Origin of the sequence: Bradyrhizobium sp. 190 (genome assembly GCF_023073415.1) — a bacterium.
Classification (GTDB): domain Bacteria; phylum Pseudomonadota; class Alphaproteobacteria; order Rhizobiales; family Xanthobacteraceae; genus Bradyrhizobium.
Map to the genome: position 1 here is coordinate 97,835 of NZ_JADPJL010000023.1, position 13,497 is coordinate 111,331.

13 protein-coding genes and 1 pseudogene are annotated in these 13,497 nt (G+C 61.7%); 5 read left to right on the forward strand and 9 right to left on the reverse strand.

Annotation, left to right across the window (positions count from 1 at the left end; all coding sequences use genetic code 11):
* Window positions 1-84 precede the first annotated feature (84 nt).
* On the reverse strand, window positions 85-210 hold the full coding sequence (locus IVB22_RS41395; protein WP_256467421.1) for a hypothetical protein: 126 nt from the start codon (window positions 208-210) through the stop codon (window positions 85-87).
* Between the two features lie 224 nt (window positions 211-434).
* Here IVB22_RS41395 and IVB22_RS15420 point away from each other — a divergent pair, with 224 nt between their 5' ends.
* Both IVB22_RS15420 and IVB22_RS15425 read left to right on the forward strand, forming a co-directional pair.
* Window positions 435-626, forward strand: a complete 192-nt coding sequence (locus IVB22_RS15420) for a hypothetical protein (RefSeq protein WP_247518172.1) — start codon at window positions 435-437, stop codon at window positions 624-626.
* Window positions 623-808: a hypothetical protein gene (locus IVB22_RS15425; protein ID WP_247518173.1), complete on the forward strand. Its 186-nt coding sequence runs from the start codon at window positions 623-625 to the stop codon at window positions 806-808. Before IVB22_RS15420 ends, IVB22_RS15425 begins: the two co-directional genes overlap by 4 nt.
* A gap of 505 nt (window positions 809-1,313) precedes the next feature.
* Here the strand turns inward: IVB22_RS15425 and IVB22_RS15430 are convergent.
* The 6 genes and pseudogenes from IVB22_RS15430 to IVB22_RS15455 all read right to left on the reverse strand — a co-directional run.
* Window positions 1,314-1,679: pseudogene (locus IVB22_RS15430) on the reverse strand (nitroreductase family protein); the annotation flags it as partial.
* 236 nt (window positions 1,680-1,915) lie between these two features.
* The gene (locus IVB22_RS15435) at window positions 1,916-2,998 is read right to left on the reverse strand and encodes a murein L,D-transpeptidase family protein (RefSeq protein ID WP_247518174.1); all 1,083 of its coding nucleotides are present in this window, start codon (window positions 2,996-2,998) and stop codon (window positions 1,916-1,918) included.
* Between the two features lie 165 nt (window positions 2,999-3,163).
* On the reverse strand, window positions 3,164-3,841 hold the full coding sequence (locus IVB22_RS15440; protein WP_247518324.1) for a nitroreductase: 678 nt from the start codon (window positions 3,839-3,841) through the stop codon (window positions 3,164-3,166).
* Between the two features lie 350 nt (window positions 3,842-4,191).
* Window positions 4,192-4,755: a hypothetical protein gene (locus IVB22_RS15445; RefSeq protein ID WP_247518175.1), complete on the reverse strand. Its 564-nt coding sequence runs from the start codon at window positions 4,753-4,755 to the stop codon at window positions 4,192-4,194.
* Window positions 4,756-5,086: 331 nt separating this feature from the next.
* Window positions 5,087-5,725 (reverse strand): 2-dehydro-3-deoxy-6-phosphogalactonate aldolase, encoded by a 639-nt coding sequence (locus tag IVB22_RS15450; protein WP_247518176.1) that lies wholly within the window; start codon window positions 5,723-5,725, stop codon window positions 5,087-5,089.
* A gap of 12 nt (window positions 5,726-5,737) precedes the next feature.
* A complete protein-coding gene (locus IVB22_RS15455) occupies window positions 5,738-6,652 on the reverse strand; it encodes a 2-dehydro-3-deoxygalactonokinase (RefSeq protein WP_247518177.1) in 915 nt (304 codons plus the stop codon).
* 248 nt (window positions 6,653-6,900) lie between these two features.
* Between IVB22_RS15455 and IVB22_RS15460 the strand changes: the two genes are divergently transcribed.
* Window positions 6,901-7,863, forward strand: a complete 963-nt coding sequence (locus IVB22_RS15460) for a tripartite tricarboxylate transporter substrate binding protein (RefSeq protein WP_247518178.1) — start codon at window positions 6,901-6,903, stop codon at window positions 7,861-7,863.
* A 50-nt stretch (window positions 7,864-7,913) separates the two neighbouring features.
* On the opposite strand, the gene IVB22_RS15465 is transcribed toward IVB22_RS15460, so the two are convergent.
* Complete coding sequence (locus tag IVB22_RS15465; RefSeq protein ID WP_247518179.1) at window positions 7,914-10,496, reverse strand: VCBS domain-containing protein; 2,583 nt, start codon at window positions 10,494-10,496, stop codon at window positions 7,914-7,916.
* Between the two features lie 282 nt (window positions 10,497-10,778).
* Between IVB22_RS15465 and IVB22_RS15470 the strand changes: the two genes are divergently transcribed.
* Together IVB22_RS15470 and IVB22_RS15475 are read left to right on the forward strand one after the other, a co-directional pair.
* Window positions 10,779-11,426 (forward strand): FecR domain-containing protein, encoded by a 648-nt coding sequence (locus tag IVB22_RS15470; protein WP_247518180.1) that lies wholly within the window; start codon window positions 10,779-10,781, stop codon window positions 11,424-11,426.
* A gap of 96 nt (window positions 11,427-11,522) precedes the next feature.
* A complete protein-coding gene (locus tag IVB22_RS15475; protein WP_247518181.1) occupies window positions 11,523-12,392 on the forward strand; it encodes a tetratricopeptide repeat protein in 870 nt (289 codons plus the stop codon).
* A 61-nt stretch (window positions 12,393-12,453) separates the two neighbouring features.
* Here the strand turns inward: IVB22_RS15475 and IVB22_RS15480 are convergent, their stop codons facing one another.
* Window positions 12,454-13,434, reverse strand: coding sequence for a tripartite tricarboxylate transporter substrate binding protein (locus tag IVB22_RS15480; RefSeq protein WP_247518182.1), 981 nt, complete (start codon window positions 13,432-13,434; stop codon window positions 12,454-12,456).
* Between the last annotated feature and the right edge of the window lie 63 nt (window positions 13,435-13,497).

The following is a 13,497-nucleotide window of genomic DNA, read 5'->3' on the forward strand; positions in this document are numbered from 1 at the left end:
CTCGCAGAGCGCAGTGCATTGCAGCTGCGCCCAGCTTGGCGCCGCACATGCAGAAGCTGACCTGTATCTGTGGAGCGGGGTCGGTCACAGCTCGACTCCCCGCCGCTCGAGCTCGGCCTCGATCGCGTCGTGCAGCATCTCGAACGGCGCGACCGAAAGAATGACCCAACCGATGATGGCGGCGCGCGCCAGAACCAGGTACGAGATCACGATGCGGCTGCCGCAACTGTGATGACGACGGATTCTCCACGCGACAGTTGCTCGCGCCAGCCCGGCACGTGCTTATCCAGCGCGGCCTGCACTTCCCCAAGTCCTATGGCCGGGCATCGCGTGCAGGCTTTGCCGCCTTGCGATCGCGCTTCGCCACGGCCATCCGCTCCTTGCGACCAGGTGCGAATGCCCTTTGGGTGGCCGCAATGACGCGCCGCTGAGATTTGGCCTGCGAGCGCGTCGGCCGCGCCGGCTGTTCTGGCTTCAGCATTGAACTGCACGTCACTGTTGAAATGGTTGGGGCCCCGGTGATGAGCCCGGGCCCCGCAGCCGCGTTCGCACGCGGCAAAGCGGGTTCGCGCGTTGCGCTCGCGCTGCTGATGGATGAGCATCGCCAGAAGGTGGCCGCCGCGTGAAGCCAGCCAGCGATGTGCTCAAGGTCCAGGTCACGCTGCTCGAGCCCGGCGACGAGGCCTTGGTCCGCCGTCGGATCATCGAGCGCCTCGGCGAAGACCTGATGGTGGAAATCACAAGCCCGCGCGGATCGACCAGGGTCCAGATCGGCGCCGGCGAGATTATGCGCGTGAGGCCGTCATGATCGAGGGCATCATCTTCGGTGCCATGATGCTGGTGGCCACTGGCTTCGCGATCTACGCGGTGCGGACATGAGAAAGCCCGCTGGCAATTTCTCGCCGCGGGCTTACACAGGTTTTTCTGATTTTGGTAAAATGCCCCTGATTTGCCCGACGGGTCAAGAGGCATTTCCTGCGTGACGAGGTTCGTCAGCATCAACGGCCACACGATCCGGCGTAACGCCAAGTACGGCCGTGCGCGGCGCGCGCTGACGAACTGATTGGCAAGCGGGTGCCACCATTTCCGGATGGAATGTACAAGGGAGACGGATCGTGTATTGGGTTACGGTGACAGTGCTGGACTGCACAAAACCATTGTGAGTAACGCCCCCGACGACGAGCTGTCGTCCGCGCGGAACATGATCGCGTCAATGCATTGAAGCTGTCACGATGTAGCTTCCGATCATAGGTGAAGAAGTTTCGCCTGACGCGATACCGGATAGCGCCTCTCGCGCGGGCGCACACCTGCTTCTCGAACCCGACAAACACCGTAGCTTCCTCGACTGACTTTCGCTCCGACACCACCGCATTCGCCGGAAGCGTTTCATCCGGCCAGCCCAGCGCGATGCTCTTCATGATGAACTGATCGTCGGCTATGCCCGCATGGTCGCGCACCACGGGGGATTGCATGATGCCCTGGCTGTTGATCACGGCGCCCAGCCCGCGAGACCAGGCGGCATTGACCAGGGCGGTCGCCACAGCGCCGCAATCGAAGGGCGTATCGTCGCTGCCATCAAGCACGCGGTCATAGGTCACGATCACGCATACAGGCGCGTCGAATTGGCGGAAGCCGCGCAGCGCCTAGTCCTGGCGCTTGTCCTTGTTGTCGCGCTTGATCCTGATGAGCCGACGAAATGTCGATGCCAAGCGTGGTCTGCTGATGACCCTGGCTGTGTAAAAACTCAAAAATCGAATCGCGGCGAAGAATGATATTTTCCAGTGCGACCTCTAAGTTTAATCCGCTTGCGCGTTGGGAGACTAAGGCGGTCTTGGACGAATAACTTCTTCTATCTCGATTGAGCGTCTTCGCGTTTTTGCACAGCCAAGACCCATCGCTGACGTCGGACAAGAGCTTAGCACCGGCTCCACGGAAAGCCGGCACGGGCCGGATTGCACTCGATCGGTTTGGAGAACGAGACACCAAACCATTTGCTGGTCAACGAGCCGTCATTGTCGATCCAAGGGATTGGGGGCAATTGCGGCAGGTAGGATGCATACGGCATTACTTTCGCAAGCGTCACTCTGCCCGGAAATTGTGCAAGGAACGCCTTGTTCATTCCGCCGTCAAGTCCGCTGTAGATCGGGGCAGCTGGCACGTTGTCTTCAAGCAATCGCGCGTACGCGCGCTCGTCGGCGCGCCTCTTCTCCAGCGCCCGCCGCGCGATTTCCGGATTGACGACGAAGGGAGGACATTTTTCGATCGCGTTGAACACGAGAGGGTGCGGCGAGTTCGGGGGAGGTTGCGCATCGAATACATAGCGGCGGTTGCACACATCCACCCTCGGTTCGCGTTGCGTCGTCTCGAAATGATCGTTGCCGATCTTGAGCATTTTCCAGAAGGGCAGGTTGGGACTATTTCGATGCCGCGCCAGATTCGCCGGCGTCAGGCGGAACGGATAGGCCTGGACCTGGAACGACGGCCGGCCGCTGAGCGAGTCGCGCGCCAGCGAATAGATCTCGCTGATCTGTTCGTCGGTCATGGCATAGCAACCGCTCGACCAGCAGTCGCCGTGGATCATCAGGAAGCTGCCGTTGCGCTTGTTCGCCTTGTCGAACGTGTTGGGGTAGCCGAGGTTGATCGAAAGATAGAAGTTGGAGTTGGGGTTCATCAACTCAGGTGTAATTGTATAAAACCCTTCCGGAGCCTGTCGGTCGCCCTCGTACAATTTTGGCCCGAGATCGCCCGACCACCGACAGATCGGATAGGTCTTGAGGATCTGGAAACGGCCGGTCGTGTCCTGTTTCCAGACTTCGAGCTCCGCCTCTTCCTTGAAAAGACGCACAACGATCGGCGAATATTTTGGCATCTTCTTCTGTTCGAGCAGCGCGAGCAGCTCGGGGGGCAGTTCCTGTGTTGCCTTGGCCGGCAACGGCTTGCTGCTCTGGCCAAAGCACGTGACCGGCATCAAGGTAGCGGCAAAAGCCGCCGCCAGCACGAGAGCCTTCCCCGTTCCGATTGAATCGGAACGGGGCTCTCGATTCCTGTTTTGACGCGTTTTCTTGACGCGAACCGGTACCCACTTCGCTGGAAAACGCTCTAGTGCACGTCGGACCATGGCGCGGATCACTGTTGTACCTCCAGCCCTTCCGCCCGCGCGCCGCTACTTCTCGAACCCGATGAACACCGTCGCTTCCTCGACCGACTTCCGCTCCGACACCACCGCATTCGCCGGAAACGTCTCGTCCGGCCAGCCCAGCGCGATGCTTTTCATGATGACCTGATCGTCGGCGATCCCTGCGTGCTCGCGCACCACGGGGGACTGCATGATGCCCTGGCTGTTGATCACCGCGCCGAGCCCGCGAGACCAGGCGGCATTGACGAGTGCGGTCGCCACGGCGCCGCAATCGAACGGCGTGTCGTCGCTGCCGTCGAGCACGCGATCATAGGTGATGATTACACAGACGGGCGCGTCGAATTGGCGGAAGCCGCGCAACACCCAGTCCTGACGCTTGTCCTTGTTGTCGCGCTCGATTCCCATCGCGGAGAATAATTGCTTGGCGACACCGACCTGCCGGTCGCGGTGCTTGCCTGCAAAGGCCTGACCCGTGCGGAACTCGCGCGACTGCGGAATGCCCGCCACCATCCGCTCGGTGTTGCCGGCGCGAATCCGATCCAGCGGTTCGCCTGAAATGACGTAGAAATTCCAGGGCTGGGTGTTCATCGACGACGGGGCGCGCATTGCCAAACCAATGATTTCCGCAATCAGCGCTTTGGGTACTGGATCAGGTTTGTAACCGCGGATACTCCGGCGACCGAGAATAACGTCATCAAACTGCATCTGTGCCGAATTCCCCCGATAAGTTCTGAAACAGCCCGGATTTTCGCGGTTTCTGCACCCTCGCGCAAGCGGCGGCGGCGTGTCCTCAACGGTCCAGCCACGCGGAACATGATCGCAGCAATATTGCGCACGCAGTGGTTTAGCAAATTCCGGGATGATGAAATTGTGCCGCTGATTTGCCCGACGTGTCAAGTTTTCGGTCCAAACCGTCGGTTGCGGCGGCCGCCGGCTACTTTGCATGGGGTTGTTTTCGATATTTTGGTGGAGCCGTGGCGACCGGGCGCGACGGCACCGTCGGGAAGGCGCTGAGCGTCGAACCGACGGCCCGTCATTCTGCTGTTTGTCATGGCTCACCGCACCGCGGCGCAGAACTGTTCCGTGACCGCCGTCGTTTCCTCGGTGACGTTCCAGCCGTGCGTCTCGGCGTTTTCCTTGGCCAACTTATGCTCGATCTGAAGCATCTTTTTGATTTGCGCGTACGGTTTCCAGTCGGCCTTGGACAGCTTGACGGGGGGCGCACCGCAGACGTTGTGGGCAATCGCTTTCTGCACACTAGTGCTGACGTCGCTCATGTGGTCCTCGACCACGGCGGTGAAGCGCGCCTTGGCGTATTGGCTGTTGGCTGCGATGAAATCCTTGCAGAAGGCGACCCGTTGACCTCCGTCGCGGGCCTTGATGTAGGCCGTCTGCGTTTCGTAATGCACGCGGTAGGCGAGTTTGTTGGCGTTCGGGTCGGATTTCACCGCTTCGAGCATGGCGCGATGGTCGCCCGAGGTGGCGTCATTGATCCTGAGATCACATACTTTGGCGAGAGAGACGACCGGAACGTAGGCCCGCACCTTGGCTTCCAGGGCGTCGTTGGCGTGCGCAGCTGCTGCGACCACGATTGCGAAAGCAGCGAGACAGTGTTTCATTGGTGACATACCCTCCAATCACCGAACAGGAAGCGGCGGCGACCCGGCCGAGAAGCGTCCAGCGCAGAAAACGGATTGAGCAACTTATAGCGCGAATTCCTTGGGCGGCGGCCGAGCCACGGCGTTGATCTGGATCATGGCTCCCACGAGTAGGGCCATCGACCGGGTAGGGTGAGAGATGGGCAACGGCCCCTGCCGACCTCGCTTTCCACGGCATCCACACCTCCCGCTTGCAAATAAGCGAAAAGTGTAACCCATGTGTCCGGTACGAAATGTCACCTATGTCTCGGGCCGTTCATTCGCTTCGGCGCGGCGCGCCCGAGGCGGCGGCCTATCCCGTCTGTTGAATCGCCATGTCGTACGCGTCGATCGTCGCCTTGGCGCGAGCAGCGACTTCGGCGGCCGTCATGCCGGGTTTGTAGAGGCTGCTGCCGAGGCCGAACGCGAGAACGCCGGCCCGCGTGTAGTCCGCAAAATTCTTGTCGGAGACGCCACCGACGGCAGCGATCATCAGGTCTGCGGGAAGTACGGCACGGATCGCGGTAATTCCGGCTGCGCCGAGCACGCTCGCCGGAAAGAACTTGAGGCTCGATGCTCCCGCCTTGGCGGCAAGCAGCGCTTCCGTCGGTGTAAAGACGCCGGGCATCGTGACCATGCCACGCGCCCGGGCCCGGACAATGATTTCGGGATCGACGTTGGGTGTTACCAGGAGCCGGCCGCCAACGTCATGGAGCCGCTCGACGGCCTCCAGCGTCAGGACGGTGCCGGCACCAACCAGGATTCCGGCGGGGGCCTTCTTGACGGCGATCTCGATGGAGCGGAAAGGATCCGGCGAGTTGAGCGGGATCTCTATCGCCGTCATGCCGCTGTCGATCAGCACGCTGACGATATCCTCCGCTTCGTCAGGCCTCACCCCGCGCAGGATCGCGACCAGCGGACGCTTCATTGGGGGAAATGGGACAACGCTCATTCGTCTGATCCTCTATGCGTTCCAGATCGACTTAGCGGCCATCGCAAGGCCACGACGGACCGCATCCTCGGCACCGATTGATCTGACAGGAACGGACACCGTGTCAAACGCCAACTGGTAAAGCACCTGGAGCCTCCCTGACGCTACCAGCGTGATGCCGGTGCTGGGTACTTCTCCGGCGAGCCCCGCCGCCAGTTCGAGACCAATCAGGGTGCCGGATATTTTTTCGCGTGCCGAGGATGGCGTGCCGCCATAGAGGAGCTGGCCCGATCGCACCTGGAACAGCAGATTGGCAGCGAAGGCAGGCGTCTCGAACGCGGCAATGACCGCCGACTTGAATGCGTCGGTATCTTCCGCTTCATCGGCGCCGGTCACCGCGTGGGACAGGATCGTCTCTCGCGACACGACGTCGAACAGCTCTCCCGTCATGAACGTGGCGAAGCGCTCGACGATCCCTCCATTCGCCCTGACCCACTTCGAATGGGTACCCGGCATGCAGACGATCGCATCGTCGGCCGCGTCCGCGCCCAATGCGCCGAGCAACTGCGTCTCCTCGCCGCGCATGACATCCGGCGCCTTGGGGTCGCGTTGTGCGATGCCCGGGAGGATGCGGATGTCACGGTTCTGTCCCGGCACCGGGACGGCATGCTTCAGGATCGATGCGAGCGGCGCCGGCGTGTCGACGTATCCGGCTTCAACCCACCCCTGCCGGGCACCGGCCATACCGCAGACGACAACGGGCAGCCCAGGCGCGGCGCCGACGGCTTCCAAGTGAGCTTGCAGCACGGTCGGAAAGCCAAGCTTGGCTGCCGCCATCATGCCCTCTTGGCTGCGCCGTTCCCCGAGAACGTTGCCGGCCCGGTCGACGAGCCAAAGCCGAAAACTGCTCGTGCCCCAATCGACCGCGACGTATGCAGCCTGGCTCATTTCAACTCCGTCCCGATGCTATCCGCGCCCTAAGGACATGGTATCACGCCGGTCTGCCTGCGAGCTACGCTCGCTTTGTAATTGATTTGCGCAAGCGCAATCAGCATGATCCGAAGTCATGCGGTGCCACGCTGTCTGCTGCGGGCTTCGCCAACGAGCGCACGTCCGCAACAAATGCGGCATAACAACAAAAAACAAAGACTTTGGAGGACGCCATCGTGATCAATCTCCCTTTTAGAAGCGCCCTCATGGGCTTTGGTCTCCTGATTGCGGCGCTTTCGCCGCAGGCCCATGCGCAATCGTCCCCCAAGACCGTGACGCTGGTGGTGCCTTTTGCGGCCGGCGGTGGCACGGATACTGTCGCTCGCCTCATTGGCGAGCGGATGTCGCGAACGCTCGGCCAGACCGTCATCGTCGAGAACGTGGTCGGAGGCGGCAGTACGCTGGCCAATGATCGTGTTGCCCGATCGGCGCCTGACGGTTCGACAATCCTGATCAACCATGTCGCGCTGCTCGCCGCGCCCAGCCTGTTCACCAACCTGCGGTATGATACGAAAACGGCGTTCGAGCCGGTCGGCCTCGTCAACAACGCGCCGATGGTCCTGATCGGCCGCAAGTCGATCCCCGGCGAGGGTTCGAAGGACCATGTCGCCTGGATCAAGGCGCAGGGTGACAAGGCGAACTTCGCGCATGGTGGTCTCGGGACAAACAGTCATTTGTGCGCCGTGATGATGGGCAATGTGCTCGGCTTCAAACCGACGGTCGTGGCTTATCGCGGATCAGCTCCCGCAATCGGCGATCTGCTGGCGGGGCAGATCGACCTGCTGTGGGATCAGGTGACCAACGCGCTGCCGCAGATTCAGGCCGGAGCGCTTCACGGCATCGCCATTACGTCGCCACAACGTCTCGATCAGTTGAAGGGCGTGCCGACCACCGCCGAGCTCGGCATGCCCGAGGTCAGCTACTCGATGTGGCATGGGCTCTACGTGGCGAAGGGTACGCCCAAGGAGACCGTCAATGCGTTGAACTCGGCGCTCCGCGCGGCGCTGGCTGAGCCAGAGCTTCTGGAGAAGCTGAAGCAGCTCGGAACCTTGCCATTCCCTGACAACGAGTTGACGGCTGAGGCACACGCGCGCCTGTTCGCCGCCGACCTGCCTCGCGTGGCGAAACTCATTGAAAGCTCGGGGATCAAGGCGAGCGAAGCGAAGTAGGGCGTCTCGTGCGGCAATGGAACGGCTGCGCTGGAACCGGCGTAGCTCCGTCACACGATCAGATCATGCGGCGCGCGGTTAGTGACATCGTTGCCCGGCTGGTCCCAAACGAAAGTCTCGGGCCATTGTGCAGACAGCTCGATCGTTTGGGCTGCCTCTGAAATCGCTGGCGGTGCACTGGTTGCTGCAGCGTTCTCGGCGGAATTGATCGACGCCGGGATGTCCTCTGCAAGGTCCGAAGTCTTGAGGTCGGACATCTTGTCCTTGAAGTGGAACGTGTCGTCGGCGCCGTTGATGGTGATTGTCACCACCTGTGCGGTGCCGTCGATGGTGGTCACCTCAAAGCAGTCGGTCAGCGTGTCGCAGTCGTTGAGCGCCTGCACTTCGCAATTGGCGTTGTCGAGCTTGTAGGTCCAGACGCCATCTTTCGTCATGGTGAAGCTGCCATAGCCGCCGTCGCTGGCTGTCGGGCAGTTGACCGCCGTGAACGTATTGGGCGTGTTGTCGACGTCGGTATCGGTGAGCGTGCCGGTCGCGATCGGCGTACCGTATGTGCAAGCGCCAGCTTCGGTTACCGAGCCGGTCGTGGCGCCGCTAATAACGGCGGCATCGTTGGTGCCGTTGATGGTGATCTTCACCTCCTGCGGAGTGCCGTCGATGGTGGTCACCGTAAAGCAATCGGTCAGCTTGTCGCAGGCATTGAGAGCCTGCACTTTGGAGTTGGTGTCATCGAGCGTGTAGGTCCAGACGCCATCCGTCGTCATGGTGAAGGTGCCATAGCCGCCCGTGCTCGGCTTCGGCGAGTCGACCGCCGTAAAGGTGTTGGGAGTGTTGTCAACGTCAGTATCGGTGAGCGCGCCGGTCGCGGTTGGCTTACAAGATGCGGAATTGGCCGCGCCGCCAGCCTCGATGACCGAGCCGTCCTTGGTTCCGCAAATGATGGCAGCGTCGTTGGTGCCATTGATGGTAACCGTCACCAGCTGCGCGGTGCCGTCCAGGGAGGTCACCTTGAAAGTGTCGGTCAGCGTGTCGCCGACATTGAGCGCCTGCACCGTGCAATTGCTGTCGTCGAGCTTGTAGATCCACGCGCCGTCCGCCGTCATCGTGAAGGTGCCAATGCCGGCATCGCTGGTCGTCGGGCAATCGACTGCCGTAAAACCGGGCGCGTTGTCGACGTCGGTAGCGGTGAGCGTGCCGGCCGCGGTCGGCGAGTCGTACTTGGTGCCGCCGTCCTCGGTCACGGAACCGGTTATGGCGCCGGAAATGATCGCTGCGTCGTTGGCGCCGTTGATGGTGACTGTCACCACCTGGGAGGTGCCGTCGATCGTGGTCACCGTGAAGGAGTCGGTCAGCTTGTCGCCGACATTGAGTGCCTGCACCCCGCTGTTGGCATCGTTGACCGCGTAGGTCCATACGCCGGCCGCCGTCATCGTGAAGGTGCCGAAGCCGCCCGCGCTCGCGGCCGGTGTGCCAACCGCCGCGAAGGTGTTGGGCGCGTCATCGACGTCGGTGCTGGTGAGCTTCCCGGTGGCGCTCAGCGTGCCCAGTGTGCCCAGCGCGGTATTGGCGACGCTGCTGGCTTCGATCGCCGTGCCATTGGTGGCGCCGGAGATGATGGCCGCGTCGTTGGTGCCGTTGATGGCGATCGTAAAGGGTTGTCTGGCCGAAAGCGTCCCATCGGATACGGTGATCATGAAATCGGTGATGGTCGGCTCAACAAGCGCATTGATCGCGTCATTGTCCGGAACGAACGTATAGTCGCCGGTCCTGCTATCGACGTAAAGCGTGCCGTAGGGACCAGCCTTTGACACATCGTAGGTTACGCCCTCGATGACAGTGCTGCCGACGATTCCTCCGCTGACGCCGAAGGTCAGTGCAGCGCTACTGTTGGGACTGCTGGCAAGGAAAGTGCCGCTTGTCGCAGTGAAGAGGTCGAAGACCGTGGTGTCGATTTCAGTCGGCCCAACTATCGCATTCAGCGTCGGCGGCGTTGGCGGTGGAGGCGGTATTTTCCCGACAACCATCTCCTCGACTGATGCGAGGATTACCGCGGGCAAGGCAGGCAAATCCTGCTCGGGGGCAGAATCATCGCTCTGGATGAAATTGATCGGTTGCACCGGTAGCTGATCGAGGGCAGGAGGCGTGCTCGATCCCGTCGACCCCAATCCTTTTTCGAAGATGGCGAGTGTTTCCTGCTGGGCCGCCTGCAATTCGGCCATTCGCGCCGCGGAGTTTGTGCTCTGACTGACGCTGACCGAGGACCCCTGCGACCGCAGGATGATGGTCTGCCCAGGATCCTCAACGAGGAAGTGTCGAGGGACCAACTCCTTGGTGATCAGCTCGAATGTTCCGTGTTCGAGGTCCTTGTATGCGATGTTGCCGTCGTCCAGGATCGCGACATCAGGATCGGCGGCCTGGGCCTGCTTCCCAAGCGCGAAGGCGAGTGCCGTGAGCCACAGCATGCCGAACCTGCCGGCATAAGGCCGGCTTCGAGAGCCACCGGTCGCGTCTTGAGCGGCAGCGCAGGTCGCGCGCCCGAACCCGGCCGCGGTCTGAACGTTGCCGATGCGGGGAGACGGGGCCACAGCGGCCTTACGTTCGTCCCCAGTCTCGGCATGGGACCCGACGAGCATGGCGCTACCCCGTCTGCCACGTACCTCGTGCGATTTTTCATGGGTTGGCCCTGCCAAGCCCATGAGGTCAAAGAATCGCGATGCTGCCAGCCCAGGCGGCCAGCAGCCGAGAGTTCCTGCCTCAAGTTAGCCAATCCACGGGCGTTAGGCTTTAGGCTCAAAAGGAGTAATCCTTTCGAGGCGAACGCCAGATGATGCCTTCCCCGGACATCGGGTCTAATGTCGCGCTCAAAGAGCCCCTCAGCGCTCTCCCGGACAAGATCTTCTCAGGAAGGGGGGATCATGTGCACGCATGCCATTGCCGCATTGATGACAGGCGTCGTTCTGACGACAGCCGGTTTTTTCGTCGCGCCGGCCCACGCGCAAGTCAGGCCCGCCGTTCAGGATGTCGTGTCAAAACCAATTGGAAAAGTCGTTGTCGCCACGGGCTCGGTCACGATTGAGCGTGCGAATGCGGTGGTCGTTCAGGCGAGCACCTCAGGTCAAGCTGGTCAGGCGAACGTAGGCGATCTCGTCTATCAGGGCGATATCGTTGCAACCGGCGCCGACGGCCGGGTCGGCATTAACTTCACCGATGGCAGCTCCTTCAATCTGTCGAACAACGCGCGCATGGCTTTGGACGAGTTCGTGTACGATCCAAAGAGTGCGTCCAACTCGACCTTGTTCAGTCTGAGCAAGGGCACTTTCACTTTTGTCGCGGGCCAAGTCGCGAAGACCGGGGGTATGAAGGTCGATACCCCAGTTGCGACCATGGGCATTCGAGGCACGACACCACGCGTCGAAATTTCAGATGACGGGACAGTCAGATTTTCGACGCTCATTGAAGAAGGTAAGAGCAGGGGCCCGCGAAAGCCCGGAGCACCAGCGATACAGCAACCCGAGCAAAAGCCCTATCCAAAATCAAATCTGAACATCTGTCGCGGATGCTAGCTCCGTTCGCGGTGCGGGAGGCTCGTCAGCCAACCATGTCCGGGATTTCAAATCGGCGGTCGCCCCTTCGCCAGCGTCGGGAACGGAGAGCCTGACATGAAATGCAGTGCGAGCCGGCGCGTCATTCAGCGGCTCGCGCCTGCTTTTGCCTTGGTGCTGTTGGGGTCGCTGGCTGCCGCGCAGAGTCCCAAGAAGAGCGACTATCTCGAGAACATCACGTTGTGCAACGGTTCGGATCGCACGTCGTTTGCAGTCCGAATCAATGGTTGCACAGCGTTCATCGATTCCGGTCAGGGTACGCCGAGGGCGCGCGCGATTGCCTATAACAATCGCGGCAATGCCAATACGGCAAAGGGAGACATTGATCGCGCTCTCCTGGATTTCGATCAATCGATCAAGCTCGATCCGACTTTCGCAAAGGCCTTCAACAACCGCGGCGCGGCCTACTTGAGGAAAGGCGAATACGACCTCGCCCTCAAAGCTCTGGACGAAGCGATCAAGCTCAACCCGAACTACGGCAGAGCTTTCGTCAACCGGGCCGGAGTCTACCTGAAAAAGAACGAGTACGATCGCGCCGCGCGGGACTATGACGAGGCCATTCGCCTTGAGCCCAATCTGGAAGCTGCATTGAGCGGCCGCTGCTGGACCCGGGCCATCCTCGGCTCGCTGCAGGCGGCGCTTGAAGACTGCAGCAAGGTGCTTCAGTCGTGGCCCAACGACGCCGCCACGCATGACTCGCGTGGACTGATCCACCTGAAGATGGGACGGGCTGACGCGGCGATCGATGATTTCAGTTCCGCGCTGCGTGTCGATCCGAAGCTGGCGAGTGCGCTCTATGGGCGCGGACTCGCCAGGCTCAAGAACGGCGACAAGGCTGGCGGCGATGCCGATATTTCCGCGGCAAAGACCATCAAGGCCGGAATCGATGACGACTTCATGCGCTACGGCGTGCGCGGCAGCAACTAGTCAGCGAGCTTGGCGCGGCGAACCCGTCATGAAACGATGCCGCCGCGCCTGAGCTGCCAGGCTAGTCCAGCTTCACATTCGCCTCGGTGACCACCTTGCGCCAGCGCTCGACTTCCGAGGACACCATTTTCGCGAACGCGGGGCCTGTGACGTCGGGGACATCGGAGCCGTTACGCTCCCAGGCCTCCTTGATGGCAGGCGTCTGCATGGCCTTCCGCAATTCCTTGACCATCTGCTCGACAATCGCCGGCGGCGTGTTCTTGGGTGCGAACAGGCCGTACCAGGTCGACACCTCATATCCCGCCAGGCCCGCTTCCGCGGCGGTCGGAAGATCGGGGAATGCCGGCACGCGCTTCGGCGCGGCGACGGCTAGCGCGCGCAACTGTCCGGCCCTGACGGGCCCTGCCGACGAGCCGAGCCCGTCGAAGACAACAGGCACGTGGCCGGCGATGAGATCCTGCATCGCGGGACCGGCCCCGCGATAGGGGACGTGCTGAATGTTGGTCTTGGTCAGGATCTTGAACAGTTCGCCCGCAAGATGATGCGTGGTGCCGGCGCCGGCGGAGCCGTAGTTCAATTTGCCCGGATTGGCTTTGGCGTAGGCGATGAACTCGGCGAGGGTCTTGGCGGCGACCTTGTCCGGATTGACGACCACCACCTGCGGCGGCCGCGCGACCAGCGCCACCGCAATAAAGTCCTTCTCGAAATTGTAGTCGAGGTTGGGATAGAGCGAGGGGGCGATGGCGTGATGCGCCGCGCCCATGAAGAAGGTGTAGCCGTCCGGCGCGGCCTTTGACGCGAGCGATGCGCCAACGGTGCCGCCTGCGCCGGCGCGGTTTTCGATCAGCACGCGCTTACCCAGCTGCGTGTCGAGCTGGGCCGCCAGCGGGCGGGCAAAGGCATCGGTCCCGCCGCCGGCCGCGAACGGCACGATGAAGGTGATCGGCTTGTCCGGCCATGATTGGGCCTGGGCCTGGCTGGTTATGACGGAAATGCCCGCCATAAGTGTAAGCAGGGCGTACCGAACAACTCTTGACTTCACGGCGTTTCCTCCGGGATTTTGCTGGGTTTGGGTCCGCGCGCTGGCGGAGCCTTCATCTTAATC

What these genes read in the sequence shown, in the direction of transcription:
- IVB22_RS15455 (WP_247518177.1), bottom strand. Translation starts at nt 6,652, where the DNA reads ATGAGCCAGGCTGCATACGTCGCGGTCGATTGGGGCACGAGCAGTTTT.
- IVB22_RS15460 (WP_247518178.1), top strand. Translation starts at nt 6,901, where the DNA reads ATGGGCTTTGGTCTCCTGATTGCGGCGCTTTCGCCGCAGGCCCATGCG.
- IVB22_RS15465 (WP_247518179.1), bottom strand. Translation starts at nt 10,496, where the DNA reads ATGCTCGTCGGGTCCCATGCCGAGACTGGGGACGAACGTAAGGCCGCT.
- IVB22_RS15475 (WP_247518181.1), top strand. Translation starts at nt 11,523, where the DNA reads ATGAAATGCAGTGCGAGCCGGCGCGTCATTCAGCGGCTCGCGCCTGCT.
- IVB22_RS15470 (WP_247518180.1), top strand. Translation starts at nt 10,779, where the DNA reads ATGTGCACGCATGCCATTGCCGCATTGATGACAGGCGTCGTTCTGACG.
- IVB22_RS15445 (WP_247518175.1), bottom strand. Translation starts at nt 4,755, where the DNA reads ATGAAACACTGTCTCGCTGCTTTCGCAATCGTGGTCGCAGCAGCTGCG.
- IVB22_RS15450 (WP_247518176.1), bottom strand. Translation starts at nt 5,725, where the DNA reads ATGAGCGTTGTCCCATTTCCCCCAATGAAGCGTCCGCTGGTCGCGATC.
- IVB22_RS15440 (WP_247518324.1), bottom strand. Translation starts at nt 3,841, where the DNA reads ATGCAGTTTGATGACGTTATTCTCGGTCGCCGGAGTATCCGCGGTTAC.